Source organism: Bacillus sp. B2-WWTP-C-10-Post-4 (genome assembly GCF_009183805.1).
Taxonomy (GTDB): domain Bacteria; phylum Bacillota; class Bacilli; order Bacillales; family Bacillaceae_G; genus Bacillus_A; species Bacillus_A cereus.
Window position 1 is genome coordinate 20,954 of the sequence record NZ_WEII01000037.1, and the last position, 25,955, is coordinate 46,908.

The window sequence follows — 25,955 nt, forward strand, 5'->3', positions numbered from 1 at the left end:
TCCCCCTGTTTGTCATGTACTTTCTCTCAATGTTTTCGGAAGGTAAATTGTAAAAATCGCTCCCCCATTTTTCTCGTTTTGAATTTCAATTGTTCCCTCTAGTACATCTACCATTTCTTTCATGTTTGCTAGTCCGTAACCACGATCATTTCCTTTCGTTGAAAACCCTTTTTGAAAAATGGTCGTGATTTTTTCTGCCGGTATCCCAGCTCCACTATCTATCACTTCAAATACAATGTCGTGCCCAATATCCGTAACGAAGAAGGAAACTCTCTTTTCCTCTCGTTCACTCACCGCATCAAATGCATTATCGATTATGTTTCCAAGGATCGTAATAAGGTGTGATACTTTTATATTGTCTGGTAACGGATGAAGCGCACTATCTCCTTCAATATGAAAATCAATTTTCTTCTCAGATGCTGTTCCGATTTTTCCTAATAAAATTGCTTGTACTTTTGCATCATGAATTTGATGGAATAAAATATGATTTTGGCTTTGATGAATATTAGATTCTTGCTGGATAAATTCAATCGCCTCTTTGTAATGTCCTAACTGAAGTAATCCTGATAAAACGAAAAGCTTATTTGTAAATTCATGTGTTTGAGCGCGTAAGTCCTCAGAATACTTTCTTACCTCAGATATTGTGTTCACAAGGTTTTGCAGTTCTGTTTTATCTCTAAAACTACATACAACTCCTACCGTACTGTTATTTTCAAGTATCGGTGTCATGTTTAAAATAAACACTTTATCTTGAAACGCGATTTCTTGATCGTTTTCTAGCACTCTTTCCATATTAAATTCCGGTAAAACTTTTGAAATGTGCTGCTGCATATAATCACCATTTACATGTAGCATTTCTTCTGCCGAGGTGTTCATCATCGTAATAAAACCGTTTTGATCAATAGCTATAATTCCTTCTTTTATAGATAGTAATATCGCACTTCTTTCATGGTATAGCGCTGCGATTTCATTCGGCTCTAAACCGAGTGTATCTTTACGAATGCTACGTGCTAAAAGAATGCCACCAACAATTCCAGCTAGTAATACAGCTAAGGAAAAGAGTATAATTTCTTTCGTTCTACTCAATATGTTAGATTCAATGCCTTTTATTAAAAACTCTACTGTCACAACGCCTACTACTTGATCGTAATCTCCGTTATGAACAATAATGGGTGCTTTCGCCATTAAAACTGGACCGCTTGTACCATTTCCTTCGAGCGTATAATAACCACCAAAAGTGAGTGCCTCATAGTTATATGAATTGTTACTCTTTGTTCCAATCAACTCAGAATTAGAATGTGAATACATAACCCCATAACGATCTTCTATAATTACATAATCTGCACCAGCTTGCTCCCGAACTTGTTCCGCAATGGATTGAATCGTATTTTTATGCTCGTTATTTTGAAAAGCATCTTTTATAGCTGGCATAAAAGAAAGCGACTTCGCTGTTTGTAGTGCTAGCTGCTCCACTTGGCGCTTCGTATCAACGGACTGAATGTAAACAAATATTCCTGCTAATAGAAGAACAACAAATAAAATTAACGTAATAATTAAGCTTACTATTTTCGTTAGCAATGACACTTTGCGTGATTTCTTCATTCTTCATATCCTTTGATAAAATATTCTAAACTATCAATCTCCTTTTTCTATTATTATGACAAAACGAATAAGGAAGCAACTATTAAAACTCTCCATGTACATAAAGTACAAAAAGAATAAAATTGTCATAATATTGAGATTTTATTCTAAAGACAGTACAATTCAACTATAATGAACACGCTTTCATAATTATCATTTTATTTATAAGCAAGAGGAGGAATTATTATGGCTCAAGCAAAATCTAATCGAGTCGCCGGCAATATTTTCAAAGGTTCTGTCGGCAATTTAATTGAATGGTACGATTGGTACGTTTACTCTGCTTTCGCTGTTTACTTCTCAGCAGAGTTCTTTCCTAAAGGAGATCCAACGAGTCAGTTACTCAACACAGCAGCTATTTTCGCAGTTGGGTTTTTAATGCGCCCTATCGGAAGTTTATTAATGGGACGCTATGCGGATCGGCACGGACGCCGGGCAGCATTAACGCTTTCGATTACGGTTATGGCCGGTGGTTCTTTAATTATCGCCTGTACACCGAGTTATGAAAGTATCGGTATTATGGCACCAATTATTTTAGTTCTCGCCCGTTTACTGCAAGGTTTATCACTTGGCGGAGAGTATGGAACTTCCGCAACGTATTTATCTGAAATGGCTAGTAGTGGACGCCGTGGCTTTTATTCAAGCTTCCAATATGTAACGCTCGTTGCCGGACAGATGGTTGCGTTAGGCGTTCAAATTGTTCTTCAGCAATTACTAAGCGAACCAGATATGAAAGCTTGGGGATGGCGTATTCCATTCATTATTGGAGCGATGGGCGCAGTAGCTGTATTATGGCTTCGCCGCACGATGGATGAGTCGGAGCAATTCTCAAACATAAAATCACAAAAACGCGAGAGCGCAGGAACCGTTCGCGCTCTTATGAAACACCCGAAAGCAGTATTAACAGTAGTCGGCCTAACATTAGGAGGCACTGTTGCATTTTATACGTACACAACATATTTACAAAAGTTCATGGTAAACACAGTCGGTCTTCCGAAAGAAGTTGTAAGCTGGATTAACTTTGCCGCACTACTTATATTCGTCGTACTTCAACCAATTGCAGGGCTACTATCTGATAAAATTGGACGTCGCCCACTATTAATGGCATTCGGTATTCTCGGAACATTACTAACAGCGCCGATCTTCTTCTTCATGGAAAAAACGACAGAACCAATCGTAGCATTCTTACTCATGATGGTCGGTCTCATTATCGTTACTGGTTACACTTCGATTAACGCAATTGTAAAAGCAGAACTCTTCCCAACTGAAATTCGCGCACTTGGCGTAGGTTTACCATATGCACTAACAGTTGCGATATTTGGCGGAACAGCTGAGTTCATCGCATTATGGCTAAAGAGTATTGGGATGGAATCACTATTCTACTTTTATGTAGCTGGATGTATCGCAATCAGCTTTATTACGTATTGGCGTATGGATGAGTCATCGAAGACTTCGCAAATTGAGGCGGAGCTTGGTAGTGGGGATACATTAGTTAATAATAAATCTAGTTAAAATGATGTATTCTATAATCTTCGTTTATCTGAACTCGATGTACTTTATCTAAGAAGGCATAATTCATTAAGATATAATTTAAAAACCTCTACTTATATGTAGGGGTTTTTGTATGACGAAAAAACACGTATTATCGACAATTGCAAAAAGCCGGAGATTTTGCCAATGTAGAATCCATTGGTACTCACACCATGCGAAAAACCTTCGGCTATTGGTTCTATAAACAAACAAAAGATGTTGCTATGTTACAAGAAATTCTTAACCATAGCACACCACACATCCCCCTGAAATATATTGGAATTAATAAAGAAGAAAAAGATAATATTCTTGATACATTTCAAATTTAATTCACTTAAAATTACTATTTCAATCATCATAAAAAAGACCTTTTATTTTAAAATAAAAGGTCTTTTTTATACACATATATGTATTAAGATTTATATTTTTTACTGTACAAGGAATAGTTACAATGTACAAATCTATAGCATAGATTGTAACCCAGATACCTTTACCTTCAGCTTCTAACTTTTTATCTAGTTGAGACAAATGCTCTGAAACTTTTCTTTTTCCCCATCTTCTAGGAAACCATTGAAAAACCTTAGGAACATTATATTTTTTATTATACCAAGTATTCAATCTCCAAAAAATGAAAAAAACCAAAACAATAATTATGATATGAAAAATATCAGAATATGAAATTCCTAAAACCATATTATATTTTCTCCATTTTCACTAAAACTCAGATAATTTACTTCTTAATTCTAATTCATCCTCTGTTTCGAAACCCTTAAATAATAAATGAATTATTTGATTATGATTAAAAAACACATTATATTCTTTTGATAAATTACCATGAGGATATGGACAAGAAACATAATCGCATAATTTATTATCAGCTTGTTGTTGCTTTCTTCCATAAATCATAAGAGGTTGATTAATTTTTTCTATAAGAGCTACAGAACCAATTGGTAATAATTAGCCTCCGATCGGAAAATAAGAGACGAACAAAGACAATCTACTCAGCTTCCTTAAGGTTTTAATAGTTTAATATTTGATTTTCAAGTTTGTCTTCACAAATTCCTGTTAACACTGTTAATAAGAAAAACAGGCCGTAAAACGGGCGATCAATTTGATCATATAGGTCATACGCTTCGCCAAGTAGAACATCCGAATCATGTGGTTGTTCACCCTGTAACAATTACTAACAGCGCGTAGAAAACATTTGGATAAATAAGAGGCAAATAAATGATTAAAAAGTTGTAACCCCTACTATAAGAAATACTATTATTACTAAAGGAAGAATGATAATCATAAAGGATATTATTATTGTTAATAATGCTTTCCATGCTGAAAATTGGTGTGCTTCTCCTAAACATTTTAAGGAAATAATGATTGTCCAAATTCCAATAACTATATCAATTATGGCAAAAATAAGAAACAAAATCGTTAAAGTTATGCTACTCTCCATTTTCGGTGTCTCACTCGTAAAGTTTTCTATCCCAAACAAGAAAAATGAAGGCACCCAAACTAATATAAGAGAGTAAACGTAAGGGATATAAGAATAGGCAACTGAGTAACGTGTTTTCTCAAAGGTACCTTGTCCACCAAGTTTTTTTGCCACCCAATTAAATAACGCTGGTAACAAAAAATAATAAATTAAGAAGGCAACGAAGGTACCGAATATAACCATTGAGATTAATGAAACTGGACTACTTATTGAATCCGCCATATTTTTAGAAGATGCTCGATCTAAAGTCTGTACGAATGAGCCTAGTAAAATGAGTAAAAACACATTCTTTGGTTTGGATATAAAAATTTCTTTCATTGTATCACGTGGTTTTGTCCAAATGGAGAACCAAGGATTAAGCGCACGTTTAAATTGATTTTCTGGAGTTTCCATATAAAAAACATTCCCCTTTCTTAAAACATATTAAATTTAAATCCCTAATTATCCCAATTATGTACATATAAATATTAAAGCATAAATAGTCGATTATTTAAATGTAAATATTCAATCATTTAATTTCATCTGAAACTTAGGGGGAGTGCTTCTTAGCAATTACCTCTATATTTTCTTACATTTTTAACTATGGGCTGATTAGTTACTTTCATTTTTGAGTACCTCACATTCTTTAATACACGGGATAAACAGCTATAATCTTATCATTAATAAGAACAAACCTAATTTCCATTCCTTCAGATGTTTTACCACAATATAATCTTCCACTTATACATCTTTTATTGCTATAAGCCTCGTGAATGGCTTCCATAAGAAGAATGCGATTATATACTTGAAATGCAACAAATTCTCTTTAAAAGCCTATACGTATTTTCCCTCCATCTTCTATATGCTTCCGTAAATAATAATACTTATGGAGTTCTATAATCATATAAAACAAACCAAATGAAAACACTGTGCATGCACACATAAATACAATCGCACCCATCTGTTGTGTTGCAATGCTAAGAATTATATTAGCAATTAACTGCCCCGATCCCGCTGCAATAGCTGCTACTTTTACACCACCAGTTCCTTTCGACGATTTTGATTTTTTTCTTGGTTCCTGAAGTTTTTCAATATGATTTTTATAAAAAAGATACAAAGCAAAACCATACAAACCAAATGAAAGAATAAAATAGATGGGAGTTTGTAATTGTAACACTTCATAAGCATATTTTTGAGTTATAACTAATAATCCGACTGAACATATGGTGCCATATACTCCTCGAAATAGAGTGTATTGTAATTGTCGTTTCCGAGGATTGATAGCAATCCATATCGCCCACAAATTTAAAAAAATAACTGGAGGAGTTACTACATATACATAGAGTAATTGAAAAGGATTCGCAAACGCAGGCAAGAGAACAAACACGTCTGCCCCCAAAAGGACAAGGACAATTACGTGGACTCTTATTTCATTTACAGGATAAAGAGCCATATAATGTGCAAAAGCTTTCTTATTAAAATCTATACTTTTTTTCATGTTAATTAGACCACCCTGCTATTGTTCCGATTATTAAAAGTTTCATAGCTATTTATTCTCCTTTTTTCTAAATTTATCCATAATATTATGAGCAACTATATTCCATAGTAAAGAAAGTACGGTAACAAAAAGTACAGCTAAAGAAAAATAAATCCTATCCTTCCATGTATCATATACAATCATGCCTAGTATAATCATTATTAACGCACCAACACATATAACTATTTTTGAAAATTTTCGCATTCTATTATCTCGCTTCCTTCTCAAACTTAAATGAAACTCCTGCGGAATCTATAACCATACCCACCTATTACAATCTCACCTTTGGAACTTATATCATAATCACCTAATACAGGTATATAATTAGGTATCTTAATTTTAGTAATTTCCGCTTCATATGTTTGCAATACTATCAACGTTTCAGATGTCCTTTATACATTCCTTATCTAATTTTTAAAAACAAATCCAAACTATATATTTAAAAAAATAAAAGCGGACTCATAAATGCCAACTTTTACTTTTTATTTTTTAATATACATTATGAAAGATTTAAAATTAATTCTGCTAAACTATCACAAATAACTTCGAAGCTTCCGCTTTCATAATCTTCTAATTTCACTTGTCCATTTCCATTATCTACAACTACCAGGAAACCATTAAATTCCATACCAATAGGAATATTATTCAGTTGATTATCATGTGCGCCTTGGTATCCTTGTAAAGATACATAAAAATCATGCAGTTCAATTCCTGGTATAACGGGATTTAATTCAAAATCATAACCTAAATAATTACCTCCTAAGTCTAAAAACCAATAAGAATTATAATATTCTTTAATTGAATTATGTAATTGTATCCCCAAATCTTTTTCTATATCAGAAAAATCATGAATTATATTTTTCTCTAAAGGTTTCCAAAATACGTACCTCTCTGTATCTGGTTCTCCTTCATAGATAAAAGCCTCTGCTTCTTCTATCCATAAAGATTTTGGCAATGAATTATTAGAGTCTTGCCACTCTCTAATTATTTTATCAAAACAATTTTCCATTTCATTTTTCATTTTTTTATTTACCTCCTAATGTATGATGTTCAATACATTTCTGAAGCATTTCTACATATTCTGCATCTTTTCCCCATGCTCCAATCGCTTTTTCTGCGTTATGAATCCCTCTAAAACCTTAATGATTTAGAGGGGAATTTCCATATCACATAAGTAATATCATTTCTTATCAAATTTACTGTGTATCAGTTCAAAGAATTTATTTGCACCAAGTGAAATTGCGCCAATAATAAGAACACCAATAATAAAATAAATCTTTTTAAATAAGTTGTAAGGAGATAAAATAGCAACTACAAGAAGTATTATAATTGCAACGAATGTGACTAATTTCCCAACTTTAAATGCTTGCATATCAGCTTTCCTCCTTCTGGATAAAAACAGCCAATATAGTCATACATCACAGGTTCTTTAACCATAAGTTTTTGTTTCCTTCCATAAATCACAATACTTAAAATTCAATAAACCTCTTTAAAAGGTTTCATGTGTTCTACCCCCATCTTCTATATGCTTCCTTAAATAATAGTACCTATGGAGTTCCATAATGAAATGAAACAACATAAACGAAAGCATGGAGTATACACACATTAATACAATTGCTACCATCTTTTGTGTTGCAAAACCAAGACTGATATTAGCAATGAGTTGACCCAATCCTACAAAAGCCACTACTCCAAAACTAGAGTTTTTTTTCGATGATTTTGATTTTTTGATTGATCCCTGAAGTTTTCTAATATGATTTTTATAATACTGGTTCAAAGCAAAAATATACAAACCAACTGAAAAAACAAAATAGATGGGAGTTTGTAATCCTAACATTCCATATGCAAACTTTTGGGTTATAACTAATAATCCTACTGAACATACGATGCCAAATACCCCACGAAATAGAGTGTATTGTAATTGTCGCTTCCTAGGATTTATAACAATCCATATTGCCCATACATTTAAAAAAGCAACTGGTGGAACTATTATGTACATATATATCGGTTGAACAGGATTCGCAAAAGCAGGTAAAAGCACAAATATATCTGCTATCCCAATCACAAGAGTAATTATAGTCGATCTTATATCATTTACAGCATAAAGAGCCATATAATATTCAAAAGCTTTTTTATTAAAATCTGTATTTTTTTTCATGTGAATTAAACCACCCCGCAACTGTTGACCAAGCTTTTTTCGAACCCGTTTTCACCCTATCCTTAATACTATTATCTTCACCATCACCATCTAAATCAACATCCCATTTTACACCTTCTGTGAAATATTATTCCCTTCTCGAAAAGAAGATCAACCCATTAATAAAATCTAGGCTTATCAAAAATTTCAAAAAGCCAAAGATTTTGCTGGGATCGAATCTATTGGGACTCACACCATGTGCAAAACCTTCGGCTATTGGTTCTATAAACAAACAAAAGATTTCGCTATGTTGTAAGAAATACTCAATCATAGCACCTCATAAATTACACTTAAAATATATTGGTATCAATAAGGAAGAAAAAGATAATATCTGAGCTACATTTCAAATTTAAAAAATAAAAAGGGCATATCCCTTTCAGAATTGCCCTTTACCTTAAAAGTATATGTCAGCTTATTATTTATTTCTTTTCACAAAATGATGAATCCCTTCAAAGATTACTTCTTTTAAAGCTTCTGGATAATCCGAATAGCCTTCTTTTTCCATAATTATCTCCAACACTTCCCTTAAATTCCCATCAAGTATTATAGTAACTCCTGGCGTTAGTTCACCAGTTTCTTCATTTTTAAATGTTTCTTTTATCATAACTACTTTATTTTCTTCCATGACCTAATCCTCTCTAACTAAATAGTTTTTATTCTCATCTTCCCAATATCTATATTCATAGGGTACTTGTTCATCAAATCGCTGTAAATAACCTCTCCAGTTATTCGGAATATATTCTTCAAAAGATATTGATTCCGGATAATTAGAATAAAAAATTAAACGCTCAAAGTCTATTAGGAAACATGGATTATAATCATAATAGGCTTCTTCTCTATTAGTTCTTATTTCCCTTAAAAATTCTAACCTAATATCTTCTGTAAATCTTTTATATTTTTCTATTCTTTCTAAAAAGTTAGCTATTGTAGTCTCATTTAAAATACTAATGCCTTTTCTTTCCTCTGGATATTCACTAGGAGAATATCCAGCTTGATTATAATCTAAATACCATAAATCCGATTCAGTTATATACCAATTGAGCTTATTTTTATATTTTACACCTACTATAATATTTTCGGCGTATAAAGGCTTAATCATTTAACACGCTCTCCTCTCTTACTTAATAAGTTTAGCATTCCGTCCGTATTCTACCAACCACCGACTAATGGGGTCAGGTAATTCGTATGCAACACCTTCAAATCCATATTTATCAAAAATACCCTTGTCAACAATCTTAGGAGCTGTTCTACCTTGGTTAAGTGGATTAGTTTTATAACCCTTCTGAGAAATCGCATTTTCTCTAATTAAATCATCTAAATACTGTGGTACATCAAATTCCACAATATATGAGTCTGCTCGTTTATTTTTGAAATATGTAGAGTGATCTTTTCCAGTAGATACATTTAAATTATGATCTGCCCTCCATTTACTATTTAAAGAGAGTGTACCATCATCATTAACTAAAATTAACTCTTTACTATCACCACCTTGAACCCTACGATAAGTAACGTTTTCTTCTCCTACACTAGTTCCGCTGACTTTCTTATTAACTTCACTTGTACCTTTAGCTTCATTTACTTTCTCAACAGGTACTTTTTTAGTTTTATTTACAACCTTAGTAGCGTCAGCAGTCATCTTTACACCCTTACCAACTTTTGAAATTTTTCCAATTGGGGTAAGACCAGCTACTACCATCCCACCAGCTAAAAATCGGTCCAAAGTAGACAGTTTTTCTCCAGATGATGGATCAACACCATCCCAAGCCCGACGAATATCATATTCACCACTTATTTCACCAGCTATATCCCTTGCTAGTTTTTTACCATCAAAACCTTTTTCTTCTGATTCCGATGAAAATCTACCATCAATTGCTCCTTCTTCAATTGTACCACTATTTAGAAGGTTATCAGTCTGGCGATTTCTATCTTCTGTAATCTCCTGAATTGAAGTTGTCCATTCCATATTCAACCCTTGCGTACTAAATGTACCGCTGACAACACTAAACCCTTTCCCACTTTGAACTTCCGCAAGACCTGCAGCAATACTAGCTGCTAATTGAAGTGCTGTACTATAATTATTACTAGAGGCCTGATTAAATTGATACAAATGATCCAGCTTTTCTTGCAGTTTTTTCCTCATCACAGTAAAAAGATTCGCCATAGCGTCCATACCTGGGATTGGCATAGCTTGGCTGATGGCTTCCATACTTGCTTTCATTCGGTCAATTTCTCGAATTTGTTCTAATATTTCTTGTTCAATTACATCCGTGGAAGCGACTTGTGATTGAAATTGACTTGGAAAAGCATCGTTCTGACGAATTAACTCTTCACACAGATAAATGATTCCTTGCGCTAAAGGACGAAAGGTTTGTACAAAAAATGATTTTGCACTGCTATATGTTTGCCCCTGTAACACAGTATCAGTTGCAAAAGCGTCAATCGACTGAATGGCTTGTTCCATACCTTGAATGGTGGCCGTACATACAGCATTCATGCTTTGAGTTTGGCTTCGTACCTCTCCCAAATACATATTTAAACTCATGCATTGACCTCCCTTGCTAATTGTTGTTGTTGATAGGAAAGGGCGTTTTCTAAATCATTAAGGTCTCGTTTTTCTTTAAGCAACGTTTCTTTTTGATTTTCCAATTCAAATGTGACTTTTCGTTCAATATGTTGTGCCTCTTGATATGTATTCATAAAAAACTGAGACATTTCTCTATCACCATGCCAAGTTCCTAAAATTCGATCAAACAAACGATGGTTTCGACCTCTCCATTCATAAAAATCTGCTTCCGCTTGCTCCTGAATGTGAATCGCGGATTGATTTCGGTCTTGTTCTTCAAATACACTTCTTAACTTTTGATTTACTTGATTGATTTGTTTTTCAATATCTTGACTCATTATATTCCTCCTGCCATTTTACCTTTACGTAGGTTGTCACATTAGCGAAAAGTGTTGTGAAGTTCGTTATCCATTCTCTCAAACTCTTGGGCTACTGAATGAATATTATCAACCGCTTGTTGAAAGGCAGCGGAAAATTGTTTCGTCAAGTCTAACATTTGTTGATTCGCTTCTTGTGCTTTGAAATTAACAGATAATGTTGTACGCGTCGCCTTTGTTATAGAACGATTTGTTGCACTTTGGATTATATTCGAAGCTGTTCTCATCTGCGTAGCAATTTGTTGTGCCGTTTGAAAATTACTTTGAAATTGTCCCATCACTCAAATCCTTTCTCTAATTTTCAGAAGATGCCAAAGAAACCCCAATAAATATATGAAAATTCCCTATTAATATCACTCTTTTTAAACGTGTGTCCAGCTAAGTTGGGCATGCAATCAAATGAGCCATACACTATAAGCTGTATGGCTCATTTGAAATGCCTGTTATATAGAGTATGACAATTTTTATTTCAAACCGAAATTACGTGATAATTCTTCATCATGAGAAGCAACAGCTTCTGCAGTTTTATTAAGCTGCATATTAATTTCTTGTAATAGCTGTGCAAAGTTTTGTACTTTTGGCTTTAATTGATTGAACTGTTGATCAAAACCTTCGAAAGCACGACCTTCCCATTCTCCTCTTAATTCATTTTGTAAGTTTTGTAGTTGACTTAAAATGTCCTCAATTTGATTTGCACCTTGTCCATATCGAGCCGCTTTCGATTTAAGCTCCTCTGGTGACATACGAATTTGTCCAGCCATTTTCATTTCCCCTTTAATACATAATGAGCAAAATATAAATTGGTTAATTTTACTAAATATATTATAATGTATTATTTTGAACTTTAAAACATTTTATCTTTCTATTGAATATTAGAATATTAATATTCAACTTTTTCTTACTTTACAAGATTTTATGCAAAAAAGACCACCAAAAGGCAGTCCCTCAAAACTCAATCCCATCCCGCGCTCCACTACTTTCTCATACAAATAATTCGCAACGATAGTATCTACTACAACCAAACCAACTGATTTGAAAATAGTAATCTCTTCATCATTTTCGTGACCAGCTTTTCCCCCTTATAATTTAACCAATTTCGGCGTGGAGATTGCTAGTTTTATCAAAATTTGAAGATTACCTGTTTCTAGATCCTATTCAATTAAGCAATCCTACAAATGCCTCTTCTTCCTCATCTATAAAACCTACAAATATAATTTCTTCGATATCCTCATGATTAAATACAAATGTATACTCAGGATTAATATATCCTTCTGAATAAAAACAGCCAATATAGTCATACATCACAAGTTCTTTAATCCTAAGTTTTTGTTTTCTTCCATAGTTATTTATGTGAATTCAGCTCGTTTTTTTGTTTTAGGTGAAAAAATTTTTTAACTTGATAGCAATGTGGTGCTACACCTATTAGGCAAATTCGACAAAGAAAAGATACCCAAAGGTGCCTTCCTCCCACTTGAACCATCTTAATTTTAAGATGGTTCAAGTGAGAGGATGGCACCTTAGGGTGTCTTTTCTTTATGGATAAAAAAGTATCATCATTCGTATACTATACGTCTCAAACATATAGTATGCAAATTACTACGCTTACTTTTCTTCACCGCTTGCTTGCATGGAATTAAACGTCCAATTTAATTTCAATACATCTCCCTGGAATACATTTTGGTCTTCACCGCTATCTACGAATGTAAACATTACATAAAATGTATCATCATCACCAGGAGCAAGTCCATTTCCTTCTCGGTCTACCACACCTTTTTGTACAAGATCTGGAATACTTCCATTTTGCGTAGCTACCTTTAATTCAGATAATGTAGTAGACCAAATTGGAACCTCATTTTTATCCAAATTCCACAAGAAATCAACACGGATATGATCACCAAAATCAGCATTTCCATTATCCCCTTTCGCATCGATTACACTGTAATCTGTCAGGAGTTTCACATCTCCTATTGCTAAGGTTCCTTTGTTAACTAATTGAAAACCGCGCTCCATTTCATCGCCTGGTTTCAAATTGTCGACATTAATAACAACTTCAGGATTCACACTCAAATCTAAAGTACCCGCTGCAAACGTATTTTGTGATACTTCCTTATCACTAAAATATGCATATGTTCCCCCGCCAATTAAGGATAAGCCAAGCGCTGCAGTTATAACACCCATACCAAGTTTTTTCTTCATACTCATTTCACAAGTCCCCCTATTTTTAAAGGTCAAATTACAAAACTTATTTCCATCCCACAAACAATACTAATTAAGCAACCACCTTGTCACATAATGAAAGCGAACTCACTTTAAACTAGCTATTTCATGCACCCAAACAATTATTACTTTTAAAATGACCGGTAATGTTACCGTAAATCATTACCGGTCATTTGTTACCCAATCCCATTTCATTTACTATTCATTGTCTGATTACTTTATTTACTCTAGAAGTTTTCCTACTTATTTTTTTGGTTCTAAACCAATAGAGCGTAAAATTTTCTCTAACGTCACTGGCCCTACATTTTCTTTCGGTTTCTGATTTTCTTTAGCATCTGGACCCTTTTTCAAGAAGTTTTTCTCAATAAAACGAATATCAGTTTCGTTTACAACACCATCTTGATTCACGTCACCATCTTTAACAGACACTTTTCCTTTTTCATATGACAGAGCTGCTATTCTAGCATCTTGAATATCTACCATTTTATCGCCGTTTACATCACCTGCAAGGTTATCATCCATGTCAGCTCTAAAGTTTTGTCCCACTAATTCTCCGTCTTGCATTTTCCCTATTTTTGTTGTTAATTTACTATTTAAATGACCTGGCATTTCTACGAAAATATCATATTCTTTATCGCTTACTGGGACACTATGAATTTCAAATTGCCCGTTATCACCAATCGTTCCTGTATATTTCTTTCCATCCTTGCCAACTGCGTACACTTTTGCTCCTAGTTTTGTATAGTCTTTCTTACCTAAATACCCCTCTTCATTCAAGAAAGCTTCCGGGCCAATATATCCTGTAACCGTTGAATGTTTCGAAACAATAGCAAAAGATTTATCTTTAAACGCAGGAATCTCAATGCCTTCTGATGCACCAGCTTTTGTATAAGAGAACTTATCTACTCCAAATGCAGTTAAATCATTAAAGTATTCATCGTTCGTCATTTCGAATGTAACATCTAAAAATGGTGTATCACCATCTAATCCTTTAAATTCTTTTCCTTCCAATGACGCGCCAACTTTCACCTTGTTTTCCCAAGCTCCTTCTTCACTTATCTTCGGATCTTCTAATTTAAGGTTTAGTCCATGTTGTTTTACATATTCCGTAAGTGCTGGATTTGGTTTCACATCTGTAAATTTAAATAGCTGCTTGTAATAAGGAATTTCAAATGTACCTGACATAAGCTGTTTTACATTATTAAGATTCAAAGTTAATGTAATTTTCTCTCCTAATTTGATTTTATCTTTGTCATAACTTGGAACAGCGTATTCTGTCCCTTCCTTTACAAAGACGTAATCTTTATAGCCAGTTGCCATATTCCCTGCAGTTGCAAGATCATATCCAAATAATTTTAGATTTAACGGCTCGTTTATCTCCTCTGGAAGTACTCCAAATTTAAAATCACCATTTGCTTGAATTGTATTCAGCCAACCTGATGGAAAGGCTGAGTTTTGATAATATACAATTTGATTGGCTTTTTGATCATACTGCAAGCCTTTTGCCTTTAATGCATCTACTGTAGAATCATAAATATTACCATGCACCCATAAAGCCCGCTGGCCGTCTTCTTCTTTAAACATAGAATCATTGACTTCGTGTATACCAGGTTGTACATCCTTAAATTTCATTTCAGGTATTATATTATCAATGATAATGCTATCGCCTTTTGTATAAGATTTTCCTTGTTTATCATATCCAACAAAGTTCAATTCGTAATCTCCATCAGGCAACATAACAGGTTTATCCGCAATTGGATGAGCTGGATCTCCTGTAAATGGAAGTACATACCCTCCCATACCAGAAAACATCATATATTCAACATTCGGTATTAGACTACTTGCATTAAGTGTACCAACGACTCCTAATGCCTTCCCAGTCTTTCGGTCCTTCACAACTGCATCAATGGTTTCAAGAGGACTATTCAATTTAAATGTCAACGGTGAACTTGGTCTTTCCATAAACGGATGGAATTTAGAAGCATCTGTTGCCATTGCATCCCTCAGTAAATCTACAGACGCAATCCCTTTTTCTGTGAATTTAACTGCAAATGGTACTTGATATACTTCTTTTTCATTGTTTTTATTTGTAATATGAATATATCCCTCATATCTACCAAATTCAGCGTTTCCTGGAATGATAATTTCAGGGCTAATTTCCTCTGATGTACCAGGAGCTACTTTAATAGACTCTGGTACGTTTAGCTTCACACCATTCTTCGCTGCATCTTGCACACCTACACTTGTAGGTGAAAACTCTACTTCTAATTTAAACTCTTTCCCATCTGTTTTACTGCTGTTCTTAATTAAGACTTTTCGACTATCTTTAATAGGCCCAGTTTCTAGTTGATTTTTATATCCAAATGCAATAGAACCTGTTTTTTCTTCAATTTCTACTTCTTCATCATCTACAACGTTTGATGTTTTATCGATAACCTCGATAGATGTATCTGCATGAACTGCACGATATGCATCAATTCGTCCTGAGCCCACCTCAAATACAGAACGCTCCTCTTTTAAGTCAACTGCGGTATTCATAAGTGCTTCTTTTACTTCAAATGGACTATAGTTTGGATGTTCTTGTAAAATGAGTGCCGCTACCCCTGCAGTATGAGGAGTTGCCATAGAAGTACCTGACATACGTCCATACGCAACCGGATAATTTTCTCCATCCTTTGGATCATTAATATATTCAGGAACAGTTGAGAAAATAGACACACCTGGTGCTACAATATCTGGCTTAATATCATCTGTTTTAGTTGCAGGACCACGGGAGCTGAAATCAGCTAAGCGATCTCCCTCTGTTTTTATATTACTTAGTTCCCCAAATACTAACGACACATCTCCTTGTACAGCTTTTGCTTGTAATTTCTCACCATCTACTTTTGTTAAGCGGAACGATGGAATAGATGAAGTATTTTCCCCAAGGTAACTTGTAATTTCACCATCTACATTGTTATATACGATTACCGCCTTTGCGCCTGCTTCCTTAGCATTTTTAATTTTTTCATCAAATGTAATCTCACCGCGTTGGATAAGAGCTAACTTCCCTTTTACATCTTTCCCTGTAAAATCACCTGATTTCCCAAGCCCTGCATATACAACTGATACGGATTGACCTTTCAAATCTTCAATCTTATCAGTAAAGCTTTTTCCAAGTAGCATCATCTTATCCACATGTACATCACCTGCATCTGCAGAAAACGTTGGGATTGTCATTGCAGCGTCACTGGCTCCCACTGTAATTGGAAGTGCCGCTGCACTAGGTGATCCAATGGTACCTTCTTCCGGACCACTATTACCAGCTGCTACTACTGTAACAACACCAGCTAACATCGCATTATTCACTGCGACAGAAGTAGGATATAAAGGATCATTAATAGACGCTCCTAGTGATAAATTGATAACATCCATATCGTCTTTCACTGCTTTATCAATCGCAGCAAGAATACCGCTTGTTTGTCCACTTCCATATGGACCTAATACGCGATAGGAATATAAATCTACATCTGGAGCAACGCCCTTCACTGCATAATCCACACTATTCTGTTTGTCTGCAGCAATTGTCCCAGCCACATGCGTACCATGGGATGTATAATATGCACTTCCCTCATAAATCTCAGGATATCCTCCAGAATTTTGCCAATCCTTATACGTTGTCTCCATTGGATCAGCATCATTATTAACAAAGTCCCATCCTTTTATGGAGTTCGGATCTATTTTGCTTGGATCTTCACCTTGTTTTGCACGATATCCTTTATATGCATCTTTCAAATCTGGGTGGTTGTAATCAATACCTGTGTCTAGTACACCTACCTTAATTCCTTTCCCTGTTATTTTTTCATCATGCAGCTTGTCCACACCAATTTGCGGTACACTATCTGCCATTTTTGGTTCAACAGCAGTCTTAGCTGTTTCTTTCGGCAAATCAATTTTAACCTCATGATCTTCCCATACACGCTTAACCAAACCAGTACGAACTAAGTCTTCGATCATGTTCGCAGGTAAAGAAATCGCTACACCATTAAAAGCATTCTTATATTCTCTTGTTATTTTTGCAGATTTTACATTTGTCCCTTTCTCTTTATTCTTTTGAAGTTGTTCAAGCTCTGCTTTAAACCCTTTATGTGATGCCTCAACCTTTTGTTCCGCATTTGAAAGAGCCACCTTTTTCCCTTTAGCCGCTTGTTTTAATACCTCAATTTTGCTAGGTGCTTGCTTAAACTCTATAATCACATTCACATTATTAGGACTTGCTGTATTGATCCCTGGCGAAATAACAAAACCTGGTTTTGTATCTAACGTTTTTAAGGCATTACGTTGTTCCTTTGTAAGACCTTTCAAGATAGCATTTGCATCATCAATTCCAGTTAAAGTAGATGTATTTACCTCTTCCGCTAAGACGTTATATGGAATTCCTTGAGACAATAACATTCCAATTGTTAACGTTCCAATAAGAATCTTTCCAAATTTCCCTCGTTTCATATTGCATCTCCCCATTATTAATATTATTTTTTGAAACAAATTGATTCTTAACTTCCCATTTAGTATTGAAAACTCTATTAAACTTAATCTTTTGTATCACGAAAGGTTTCCAACGCTACTACCATCCCCATACCTCATATAGCTAATTACTCACGTTTCTCATTCTATAAGAGCCCTCCATCATTTATTTCCAATAAAGGATTTTCACGAAATGAATTATTAACAAAGTTAAAATGTAATTCTATTTTCATTATTTCACATTTTGATTATTCTGAAAATTAAACAAAAGGAGTATCTTTTCTTTAAGGATTCTATGCCTACATAGTACAAAAGAACTATCTTGTCCTTTATTCTGTGTAATACAGAATAAAGCAACATGATAGTTCTTTGAAAATCTCTTATTTAATCCAACGGAACCAATTGATTTCGAACTGCATAAATCACTGCTTGCGATCGACTTTTCACATTTAGTTTTTTAAAAATTTTATTGATGTGAATTTTAACTGTTTTATCACTAATATATAGAACTTCAGCAATTTCTTTATTACTAAGTCCTTTTACTAGTTCAAAGAGAATTTCCTTTTCACGTTCCGTCAGTTCATTTTCATTTGATTCTACTTTCATTTTTTGCTGATGATATGTAATTAACTTTTTAGTCATACGCGGATGAATAACGGAATCCCCTCGATATAACATTCGAATCGCTGCTACTACCTGCTCTGAGGATGAATCCTTTAATAAATAACCATCAGCACCGGCCTGGAGTGCATCCATTAAATACTCATCATGCTCATACATTGTAAACACAAGTACTTGGCAATTCGGATATTTTTTTTTCACTAACTCTGTAGCTTCAATCCCATTTTTCCCTGGAAGATTAATATCCATCAAAATACAATCTGGTCCGCATTCTTCTACTTTTCCCAATACCCCATCCCCCGAGCTAGCTTCTCCAACCACTTTCATATCAGATTCATCCTCTAGTATGCTCCGAATTGCATCTCGTAAAAAAGCATGATCATCTACTACTAATATTTTAATCATTTTACGCACCCCTTGTTTGTGAATCTGGAATTAACAGTGTAATTTCTGTCCCTTTCCCTACAGAACTATCAATCTGTAAAGTAGCCCCTAATTGTTCAGCTTGTTCATTCATATGTAATATACCATAATGTGGCTCATTCTTTGTTTTAACCATAGACTCAAACAGTGAAAAGCCAACTCCATTATCCTTAACTCTTAAAAGCACGTGCTCACTTTGATAACTGAGTAAAACATCAGTCTTTTTCGCTTGTGCATGTTTTACAATGTTTTGCAAACTCTCTTGCAATGTGTCAAAAATAACTCTTTCTTTGGAAAAGCTCAGCGCACGTGCATGACCTCTTTCATGATATGTAATATCTAGTTCATATTCTTGTTTTAAAGATTTTATTTTACTTGCTATCGCCTGCTTAAGGCCTAATTGTTGTGTCGGATATGGTTTTAAAGCATAAATAGAATAGCGAACTTCTCCTAGGCTTCCTCTTAAATCTTTTATGCTTTTCTCCACTACTTGCTGCATATCTATTGGTTTATCACGGTATTTTTTCTGCGCGGATTCTAGTTGGAATATCACCCCGGCTAATGTTTGCGCAATACCATCGTGAATTTCTCGGGCGATTCTATTTCTTTCTTCTAGAATCATTCTTTTTTCTTGTTCAGAAATCAATATCCTTGTTTTAACTACATTAGCTAATTGGTTAGAAAATGTAGCCAACGACTGTACATCTTCTGGGAAGAAACCCGCATTTCTACTCTTCCCTGCAACAAACATCCCGACTAGTTCATCATTTACAATAAGAGGAAAATATACAAGTGAGCGTATGACACTATCAAATATTTCATCTCCAGGAGCCGTACCAATTTTCCAATCATTAAATACAATATTCTTAGAAAGTTCCTCAAACGCTCGAAAATTTTCTAAATGATCAGAAATATCAGATTGGACTTTTCCATCTTTTAACAGAATGTTCCAGTTCCCATCATCTTTTGTCCATATTACATATGCTTGTATACCAAAAAAACCTTTAAGTGCTTGTTTAATATGTTTCAAGTTTCCTCCGGTTAATCCTCGACTAATTTCGGTCGTAATAAGAAATAGCTCATATAATCGTTCCTTCTCCATCCTTATCCGTACAGAAAAAGAACTAATAATGGAAGTTGCTACAAGTGGAAAAAAGAAAAACAGTACTGTAATCTCGTTTACTTCCACACTATATGTACTAATTAATACGTGCATTAGTGCCGCATAAGAGAAACCAAAAGTTTCGCAAAGAAATACCGTTACAGTTTTTTTATACCACTGATAGATTGAATATGGCTGCGGAAGGAGCATCATTAACAAATCGTAAAAGCGGTTGTTGAAAAAACAAAAAAACACGCAAAATAATAACAAAGATACTAAATTTCCATACAGAACTGACATATCGATCTTATTAATTAATAAGGACATACATTTGTTTGAAAACCATTCTGCCAAGATCAAACTAAGTGCATGCTGAGTACTATTAAATAACATTCTTTGTATCGGTGAACGACGATGCAGGTGAATACTTAGCGTGACGAGTACAATAGCAACAATAGTTATATGGATTCCAAACTGCCAACTCATAGCGTAAATTATCGGAAAGGTAAGCGAGCTAGTTCCTCTCCAAAACCTTACAGGAAAATACTCTGCAATCCCCATAAATAGTAACAACAATATGAGTATTGTTGGATGAGAAGGGATTTTAATTTCAAGTAAAGATATAGTTATAGTAACCAAACCAAGAAAAGAAATAAAATAAAGATAAAAACTAGCAATCTTTTCTCTCATAAAGATAGAATTTACATCTTTCAAAACAACCCCTTCTTTCCTTATAAAAACTTCGTTTTCTTTATTATCTAATAAAAAACCGGCACTGGCAAAATGGAAGAACCTCCACTAGCCAATCACCGGCTGTGTACTGCACCTATAAAGGCAAGACACAATACTAGTATATAACAGTTTGTAAAGTTTCCCCATTAGTCAAATGGTGTAATTGTACATACTTTTAGACTTAGTTCTACTAGTACAAAAGATGTATACGCAATTCAAATTTTGATTTACTAAAAGAATTCTAAGAAAAATAGGAAGGCAATCGTAGTAAATACTTATCTATATTAATTTCATCTAAATCCTTAGGTTATGTAGGTGTCAAATACCCCCATCTAATATTTGCAAATAACCCACGAGATAATCTCCTTATATACTATATATGAAGTTTATCACTAAGTATCTTTGCCTATATTTCAATTATAGGTCGGTCTGTTAAATCAATTATAAGGATCCTCTCCAGGATCAAGATCAGGAGCATCCCAACCTGCTAATCCCCAATCACAAGTACCTCTATCAGAATGCCACCAAGTTGCAAGTTCACCGGCAGTATACCGTGCAAGATGAAGATGAGGTCCAGAGGTAACTCCTGAATCATCAATATGGCCAATTTTTTGGCCTGCTTCGACAAACATTCCTTCCTGTAAATCGGAAAGGGGTTTAACATGATGGTATCCGGTATAGCCATGATCATTACCTTCAATAAGAACCATATTATCAAAATCCGGACAGTACGCATCATCAGTGCAATGGGTACTATTTCGTCTTAAATATCTTACCGTACCTTTTTCTATGGCATGAATAGGTGCTCCATATTGAATTGTTGGAAACCCTAAGTCCTTGGCACCTGGATGTAAAGGTCCACAATCTTTGTAGCGCTCCACTTGATATTCCAGTGGTACCGCCGGCCCCCCTACATACCAATCTGGTGGAAAGCCATTGAAGGGAATTAATTTATATTTTTTGATAGTCAACATTTCTCACTCCTTCCTTGTTTCCTACACGTTAAACTCCCCATTTTCTATTGCATTCACCCATGGAAAAGATTTACTAACCGTTTGTTTAAGGGGACTAATACTTAATTTCTTTATGCTATTTACTGAAAAAGTATAAAGTCGCATATTAACACACTCTAGTACATCAACAAATTATAATTAAGATAAAAAACCATTTAATATAGGATAGTTTTTTGTGCTAACTTCTCAAAGTAATAACATATAGAAAAAGGAATTTATCGTTTAGAGGGTACTTCAAAACCTTAGCTTTGATGGGCATGGGGTCTCGCCACATCGCTATCAACCTAAGAGAAGCAAATAACACAAAAACAAAAAACGATAAAAAAATAATAAAAAAGCTTATCATTAAACGCTAAGAGATAAGCTTTTTTGTCTATATTTATTGAATTTTATTGGATCTATTTCATGCTAAAACTGTAATAAGATATGGAACATCAAATAAGAAAGGGAAAAGTATAATGAATTTTACTATTACTGATAACCATCAAATAAAATCTTCAGGTAAGTTATATTAATATATGGTAGCACCTATTGCGACAAAACAAAAAATAAAGGTAACATTGCAAAAGCTCCCTTTCTTTTATTCATTCATCAGTACTTTCTCCAATAGTTTAGTTTGTTCGGTAATTTCCATACATTAAAAATAAAAAATTCATTGTTCTTCAAAACAAGAAGTTGACATTTACAATTAAAAATGTCAACTTCTAAAATAGTTTAAAAAGTCCCTTTTTTAGACCCTCTAACTAAGTTATTAGTTTTTTTTTGTTCATCCTTATTTAATCCATACGTAACTATTACTAGACTTAAAAGAGTGTTGGCCACTATATTAACGATTAATAAAATTACAGGGAATTTAATATTAGGCTCCCAATACTGATTAATTAAACTAATTATAACTCCGGTAAATATCAAGTGAATTATAAATGTTATTGCTTTTAATGAGATTTTATTAAATTTAACAAAGAGTACAGCAAGTGGTACTAATAAAACAATACTTATATATGAGATAATTGCTAACCAACTAGCTAAAGCTGTTTCATAACCTGGGATTAATGTCGGCCATATTTTCAAAAACATTTTTAAGATAAACATGTAAAACCCTAAATAAAACACCAGTCCGATTATATTTAATATTAATCGCTCACCAACTAGTAGAAATATATTTTTAACTGCCCCTTTTTTCAATTCAAATAATACTTCACCTATGAGTACTATAACTAGAATACTCACCATGGCATACAACTGAGTACCAGGAATATTACCTCTAACAATTTCTATAATAAACTTTATTACTTCTATTAACTCACCTAACATAAACGCTCACCTCTATTAAAAATAGTATTTTTCATCAAAAATCTTTTTTTATTTGTTGTAATAAACTAAATATCTCATCTACTATGAATTCTAATTCTGTAAATCGCCCTATATTTCTTAGCATTCCTTTAATAATTATAATATCTGGGTTATTTTTAGATAATTCATCGTTAATCAACATTAAAGAAGCATTGACTTCTTGCTTTTCTTCTTGAGTAAAATAAATATTATGAATTAATTGTTTTATTGCACTCAACCGTTCCTTAATTTTATTTGTATATATAAACTCCTCTCTAATCTCCTTATTTTTCATGTAATTCTCACTAAGAATCGGGGATATATGCTTGTTTTTAAACCCCTTTAAGATACAGGTTATAGTTTGTGTAATAAAATTAACTAATTCCTCAACTGGTATATCTGCCCCATCTAATATCACAACTGCTGAATATTCCTCAATTAGACTATTCAATATAACAGCCACATCTAATACACAGTTTTTCAGCTCTTCTCCTCCAACATACGTCATTAGTTGCTGAAATTTAATATAAATTTTCCCACGTTTTTCTTGAATAAATTCCATAATCTGTGGATCATTAATATTTTGTTCTTTCATTTGCATTTTAAGGAAATTTTCATGTTCAAATGCGACACTCAGATAATCATTTAACACTTTGTTTAATGTTATTAGTCGTTCCTCAAAAGGTTGATTATTACTTATCATGCTAACATCCAAGCTATTGTATAAACAGTCTAAATAATAACCATATATGGAAATTAAAATATTTTTTTTAGAAGTAAAATGAGCATATAGTGTCCCCTTAGCAACTCCAGCATGATTTGCAATCTCTTGTACATTAGTAGCGTGAAAACCTTTTTCTGCAAATAATTTCAAAGCGGATATTATGATTTTTTCTTTCAAAGTTAGCACCTCTTTATGACTTTTAAAAACTGTTCCTACCTAAAACTAAATTTGAACTGAACTGTTCAGTTTACTTATTCCCATTTTATACCTTTACGTTTCGGATTTCAATAAGTTTTCTTTAAATTTTAAAAATATTAATTTATCATAAAAATCCTGGCAGTTTAAGTATTTTCATACTATGTAATTAGAACAGCCCACTTTACTTATCACAAAAAAATAATGTACTAAATAAATGGATTTAAACAAAAACAACTGGTTCATCCCATTAAGATATAACCAGTTATTTTAACTATTGAAATTATCTACGAACACATTTCTTATATGTCTCTAAATGACACTAATATCTTTGCAAGAAAGTTTTGGTTTTATTAAAATCTTATTTATTGTTGATTAATTTCAAGGCTTCATATGCATCTACCGTACCTCTTCCTGAAAGTTTTTCTTTTCTATTTGTTCCAACTTTTAAGGTAGTTTGATACATAATATTTTGAATTTCATCAATAGATAAGTTTTTAGACTTTTCCTCTTTATACTCTGTTAATATAAGAGCCGCAACTGCTGATACTGTAGGAGTAGATAAGCTCGTACCATAAGAAAACTCATAACCACGTGGTAAATCACCATTTTCAGCAATATAATTTGGGAGATAAGTAGGATAAGTTGTTAATATAAGATGTCTTACGTCTACAATTCCTTCCTTTTCATACAACGGTCCGAAATCACCACCAGGAGCTGTAACATCCAACATCCATCCATAATTGGAATAATTTTCGAATTTATTATTTTTATCAACTGCCCCTACTGACAATGCGGAATTTAGTCCCCCTGGAGCATATTTTTGTTCATCATTTAATATCCCTAATTGTTCAGACACTTTTCTAGGATTTGATAAATCTATTCCTTGATTACCAGCAGATGCTACCACCAAAGCTCCTTTTTTGTGTGCATAATTTATTGCTCTATTATAAGCTTTAATTAGGGCTTTTTCTTCTTTATTTTTCAACGATAAAAAAGTACCTAAACTTAAATTAATAATCTCATGACCATCATCCACAGCTTGTATAATAGCCTTTATAACCCATGTAGATTGACCACCTTCACTATTTAAAACTTTATACGGAGCAATACCAGTATTCGGAGCAATACCTTTCAGATCTCCATTAGCTGCAATAATTCCCGCAACCATAGTTCCATGCCCTGTATTATCATTAATACTTTCATCCCCTGGGATAAAAGATTTACCACCTGCTACAATATTATTTTTTAAATCGGGATGATTAGGATCAATACCACTATCAATTATAGCCACCGTTACTTCATGATTACCCATTTGAAATTCATAGCTTTTTTTATTAGCTGTTACAGCATCTATATTCCATTGCCATCTAGTATAAAGGCCGTTAGGCATAAAAGACGGTGTAAATCCAAAATATTTATACTGTGAATCTACAAAATTATTTTTATCTACCTTTGAGTTATCAATTTTAGTTTCTGGTATATATATTCTTTTATCTTTACTAACAGAATCTACAGCATACATCTTATTTATATAAGACAGTACTTTTTGGGTAATTTCTTCATTATTCCCATGTATTTTAATAACACCAATATCATTTATAAATTCAAATTTTATATCAGGGAATTTATGAATTAATTCCTCTGATATTTCACCAGAAACTCCCTCCTCCTTCATAGTAATAATATAACTGTTATCAATATAATCACTATTAGCACTTACGCTATTATTAAAATACAAAACAAAACAGAAAAAAAATAACATACACCCTCTATTTACTAT

23 protein-coding genes and 7 pseudogenes are annotated in these 25,955 nt (G+C 33.6%); 3 read left to right on the top strand and 27 right to left on the bottom strand.

Annotation, left to right across the window (positions count from 1 at the left end):
* Positions 1-12 precede the first annotated feature (12 nt).
* Complete coding sequence (locus GBN78_RS15920) at positions 13-1,602, bottom strand: ATP-binding protein (RefSeq protein ID WP_088045643.1); 1,590 nt, start codon at positions 1,600-1,602, stop codon at positions 13-15.
* Positions 1,603-1,827: 225 nt separating this feature from the next.
* On the opposite strand from GBN78_RS15920, the gene GBN78_RS15925 reads away from it, so the two are divergent.
* A complete protein-coding gene (locus GBN78_RS15925) occupies positions 1,828-3,150 on the top strand; it encodes an MFS transporter (RefSeq protein ID WP_076775394.1) in 1,323 nt (440 codons plus the stop codon).
* A gap of 131 nt (positions 3,151-3,281) precedes the next feature.
* Positions 3,282-3,497, top strand: a pseudogene (locus GBN78_RS15930) (tyrosine-type recombinase/integrase); the annotation flags it as partial.
* A 97-nt stretch (positions 3,498-3,594) separates the two neighbouring features.
* On the opposite strand, the pseudogene GBN78_RS15935 reads toward GBN78_RS15930, so the two are convergent.
* From GBN78_RS15935 to GBN78_RS15980, 9 genes and pseudogenes are all read right to left on the bottom strand, one after another.
* Positions 3,595-3,861 (bottom strand): annotated as a pseudogene (locus GBN78_RS15935) (hypothetical protein); the annotation flags it as partial.
* A gap of 21 nt (positions 3,862-3,882) precedes the next feature.
* Positions 3,883-4,074, bottom strand: coding sequence for a DUF4176 domain-containing protein (locus GBN78_RS15940; RefSeq protein WP_000639126.1), 192 nt, complete (start codon positions 4,072-4,074; stop codon positions 3,883-3,885).
* 112 nt (positions 4,075-4,186) lie between these two features.
* Complete coding sequence (locus tag GBN78_RS30220; protein ID WP_070183572.1) at positions 4,187-4,348, bottom strand: hypothetical protein; 162 nt, start codon at positions 4,346-4,348, stop codon at positions 4,187-4,189.
* Between the two features lie 51 nt (positions 4,349-4,399).
* Positions 4,400-5,050, bottom strand: coding sequence for a Yip1 family protein (locus tag GBN78_RS15945; protein ID WP_000449722.1), 651 nt, complete (start codon positions 5,048-5,050; stop codon positions 4,400-4,402).
* 412 nt (positions 5,051-5,462) lie between these two features.
* On the bottom strand, positions 5,463-6,134 hold the full coding sequence (locus GBN78_RS15955; protein WP_000748162.1) for a hypothetical protein: 672 nt from the start codon (positions 6,132-6,134) through the stop codon (positions 5,463-5,465).
* 538 nt (positions 6,135-6,672) lie between these two features.
* The gene (locus GBN78_RS15965) at positions 6,673-7,194 is read right to left on the bottom strand and encodes a SecY-interacting protein Syd (RefSeq protein WP_152127512.1); all 522 of its coding nucleotides are present in this window, start codon (positions 7,192-7,194) and stop codon (positions 6,673-6,675) included.
* 159 nt (positions 7,195-7,353) lie between these two features.
* A complete protein-coding gene (locus tag GBN78_RS15970) occupies positions 7,354-7,545 on the bottom strand; it encodes a hypothetical protein (RefSeq protein WP_001147551.1) in 192 nt (63 codons plus the stop codon).
* An 11-nt stretch (positions 7,546-7,556) separates the two neighbouring features.
* Positions 7,557-7,649 (bottom strand): annotated as a pseudogene (locus GBN78_RS15975) (DUF4176 domain-containing protein); the annotation flags it as partial.
* Between the two features lie 13 nt (positions 7,650-7,662).
* Positions 7,663-8,331 carry a hypothetical protein gene (locus GBN78_RS15980; RefSeq protein WP_101336091.1) on the bottom strand — a complete coding sequence of 223 codons (669 nt, stop codon included), beginning with the start codon at positions 8,329-8,331 and terminating at the stop codon, positions 7,663-7,665.
* A gap of 127 nt (positions 8,332-8,458) precedes the next feature.
* Between GBN78_RS15980 and GBN78_RS30630 the strand changes: the two are divergent.
* Positions 8,459-8,705, top strand: a pseudogene (locus GBN78_RS30630) (tyrosine-type recombinase/integrase); the annotation flags it as partial.
* An 80-nt stretch (positions 8,706-8,785) separates the two neighbouring features.
* Here the strand turns inward: GBN78_RS30630 and GBN78_RS15990 are convergent.
* The 17 genes and pseudogenes from GBN78_RS15990 to GBN78_RS16065 form a co-directional block, all read right to left on the bottom strand.
* On the bottom strand, positions 8,786-8,995 hold the full coding sequence (locus tag GBN78_RS15990) for a hypothetical protein (RefSeq protein ID WP_000392187.1): 210 nt from the start codon (positions 8,993-8,995) through the stop codon (positions 8,786-8,788).
* A 3-nt stretch (positions 8,996-8,998) separates the two neighbouring features.
* Positions 8,999-9,469: a hypothetical protein gene (locus tag GBN78_RS15995; RefSeq protein WP_000595044.1), complete on the bottom strand. Its 471-nt coding sequence runs from the start codon at positions 9,467-9,469 to the stop codon at positions 8,999-9,001.
* An 18-nt stretch (positions 9,470-9,487) separates the two neighbouring features.
* Complete coding sequence (locus GBN78_RS16000) at positions 9,488-10,912, bottom strand: pre-toxin TG domain-containing protein (RefSeq protein WP_070183571.1); 1,425 nt, start codon at positions 10,910-10,912, stop codon at positions 9,488-9,490.
* Entirely contained in the window at positions 10,909-11,271 is a 363-nt protein-coding gene (locus tag GBN78_RS16005) for a DUF3958 family protein (protein WP_044584180.1), read from the bottom strand. Before GBN78_RS16005 ends, GBN78_RS16000 begins: the two co-directional genes overlap by 4 nt.
* 41 nt (positions 11,272-11,312) lie before the next feature.
* Positions 11,313-11,588, bottom strand: a complete 276-nt coding sequence (locus GBN78_RS16010) for a TIGR04197 family type VII secretion effector (RefSeq protein WP_000529653.1) — start codon at positions 11,586-11,588, stop codon at positions 11,313-11,315.
* A 186-nt stretch (positions 11,589-11,774) separates the two neighbouring features.
* Positions 11,775-12,071, bottom strand: a complete 297-nt coding sequence (locus GBN78_RS16015) for a WXG100 family type VII secretion target (protein ID WP_000918591.1) — start codon at positions 12,069-12,071, stop codon at positions 11,775-11,777.
* Between the two features lie 126 nt (positions 12,072-12,197).
* Positions 12,198-12,389 (bottom strand): annotated as a pseudogene (locus GBN78_RS16020) (hypothetical protein); the annotation flags it as partial.
* A gap of 76 nt (positions 12,390-12,465) precedes the next feature.
* A pseudogene (locus GBN78_RS16025) lies at positions 12,466-12,651 on the bottom strand (DUF4176 domain-containing protein); the annotation flags it as partial.
* Positions 12,652-12,912: 261 nt separating this feature from the next.
* Positions 12,913-13,512 carry a TasA family protein gene (locus GBN78_RS16030; RefSeq protein WP_152127513.1) on the bottom strand — a complete coding sequence of 200 codons (600 nt, stop codon included), beginning with the start codon at positions 13,510-13,512 and terminating at the stop codon, positions 12,913-12,915.
* A gap of 258 nt (positions 13,513-13,770) precedes the next feature.
* On the bottom strand, positions 13,771-18,012 hold the full coding sequence (locus GBN78_RS16035; RefSeq protein ID WP_152127514.1) for a S8 family serine peptidase: 4,242 nt from the start codon (positions 18,010-18,012) through the stop codon (positions 13,771-13,773).
* Between the two features lie 402 nt (positions 18,013-18,414).
* Positions 18,415-19,056 (bottom strand): response regulator, encoded by a 642-nt coding sequence (locus GBN78_RS16040; protein WP_152127515.1) that lies wholly within the window; start codon positions 19,054-19,056, stop codon positions 18,415-18,417.
* Between the two features lies 1 nt (position 19,057).
* Positions 19,058-20,890, bottom strand: a complete 1,833-nt coding sequence (locus GBN78_RS16045) for a GAF domain-containing sensor histidine kinase (protein ID WP_076775113.1) — start codon at positions 20,888-20,890, stop codon at positions 19,058-19,060.
* Positions 20,891-21,345: 455 nt separating this feature from the next.
* Positions 21,346-21,882 carry a M23 family metallopeptidase gene (locus GBN78_RS16050; protein ID WP_076775115.1) on the bottom strand — a complete coding sequence of 179 codons (537 nt, stop codon included), beginning with the start codon at positions 21,880-21,882 and terminating at the stop codon, positions 21,346-21,348.
* A 442-nt stretch (positions 21,883-22,324) separates the two neighbouring features.
* Positions 22,325-22,477 (bottom strand): annotated as a pseudogene (locus tag GBN78_RS31170) (DUF6773 family protein); the annotation flags it as partial.
* 158 nt (positions 22,478-22,635) lie between these two features.
* Positions 22,636-23,235: a hypothetical protein gene (locus GBN78_RS16055; RefSeq protein ID WP_044585122.1), complete on the bottom strand. Its 600-nt coding sequence runs from the start codon at positions 23,233-23,235 to the stop codon at positions 22,636-22,638.
* 34 nt (positions 23,236-23,269) lie between these two features.
* Entirely contained in the window at positions 23,270-24,154 is an 885-nt protein-coding gene (locus GBN78_RS16060) for a TetR/AcrR family transcriptional regulator (protein WP_044585123.1), read from the bottom strand.
* Positions 24,155-24,533: 379 nt separating this feature from the next.
* A partial coding sequence (locus tag GBN78_RS16065) for a S8 family serine peptidase (RefSeq protein WP_152127516.1) occupies positions 24,534-25,955 on the bottom strand: 1,422 nt, incomplete at its 5' end.

Excerpts from the sequence above, each read along its gene's own strand:
- GBN78_RS15920 (WP_088045643.1), bottom strand. The coding sequence starts at position 1,602 with ATGAAGAAATCACGCAAAGTGTCATTGCTAACGAAAATAGTAAGCTTA.
- GBN78_RS15925 (WP_076775394.1), top strand. The coding sequence starts at position 1,828 with ATGGCTCAAGCAAAATCTAATCGAGTCGCCGGCAATATTTTCAAAGGT.
- GBN78_RS15940 (WP_000639126.1), bottom strand. The coding sequence starts at position 4,074 with ATGATTTATGGAAGAAAGCAACAACAAGCTGATAATAAATTATGCGAT.
- GBN78_RS15945 (WP_000449722.1), bottom strand. The coding sequence starts at position 5,050 with ATGGAAACTCCAGAAAATCAATTTAAACGTGCGCTTAATCCTTGGTTC.
- GBN78_RS15955 (WP_000748162.1), bottom strand. The coding sequence starts at position 6,134 with ATGAAAAAAAGTATAGATTTTAATAAGAAAGCTTTTGCACATTATATG.
- GBN78_RS15965 (WP_152127512.1), bottom strand. The coding sequence starts at position 7,194 with ATGAAAAATGAAATGGAAAATTGTTTTGATAAAATAATTAGAGAGTGG.
- GBN78_RS15970 (WP_001147551.1), bottom strand. The coding sequence starts at position 7,545 with ATGCAAGCATTTAAAGTTGGGAAATTAGTCACATTCGTTGCAATTATA.
- GBN78_RS15980 (WP_101336091.1), bottom strand. The coding sequence starts at position 8,331 with ATGAAAAAAAATACAGATTTTAATAAAAAAGCTTTTGAATATTATATG.
- GBN78_RS15990 (WP_000392187.1), bottom strand. The coding sequence starts at position 8,995 with ATGGAAGAAAATAAAGTAGTTATGATAAAAGAAACATTTAAAAATGAA.
- GBN78_RS15995 (WP_000595044.1), bottom strand. The coding sequence starts at position 9,469 with ATGATTAAGCCTTTATACGCCGAAAATATTATAGTAGGTGTAAAATAT.
- GBN78_RS16000 (WP_070183571.1), bottom strand. The coding sequence starts at position 10,912 with ATGAGTTTAAATATGTATTTGGGAGAGGTACGAAGCCAAACTCAAAGC.
- GBN78_RS16005 (WP_044584180.1), bottom strand. The coding sequence starts at position 11,271 with ATGAGTCAAGATATTGAAAAACAAATCAATCAAGTAAATCAAAAGTTA.
- GBN78_RS16010 (WP_000529653.1), bottom strand. The coding sequence starts at position 11,588 with ATGGGACAATTTCAAAGTAATTTTCAAACGGCACAACAAATTGCTACG.
- GBN78_RS16015 (WP_000918591.1), bottom strand. The coding sequence starts at position 12,071 with ATGGCTGGACAAATTCGTATGTCACCAGAGGAGCTTAAATCGAAAGCG.
- GBN78_RS16030 (WP_152127513.1), bottom strand. The coding sequence starts at position 13,512 with ATGAGTATGAAGAAAAAACTTGGTATGGGTGTTATAACTGCAGCGCTT.
- GBN78_RS16035 (WP_152127514.1), bottom strand. The coding sequence starts at position 18,012 with ATGAAACGAGGGAAATTTGGAAAGATTCTTATTGGAACGTTAACAATT.
- GBN78_RS16040 (WP_152127515.1), bottom strand. The coding sequence starts at position 19,056 with ATGATTAAAATATTAGTAGTAGATGATCATGCTTTTTTACGAGATGCA.
- GBN78_RS16050 (WP_076775115.1), bottom strand. The coding sequence starts at position 21,882 with ATGTTGACTATCAAAAAATATAAATTAATTCCCTTCAATGGCTTTCCA.
- GBN78_RS16055 (WP_044585122.1), bottom strand. The coding sequence starts at position 23,235 with ATGTTAGGTGAGTTAATAGAAGTAATAAAGTTTATTATAGAAATTGTT.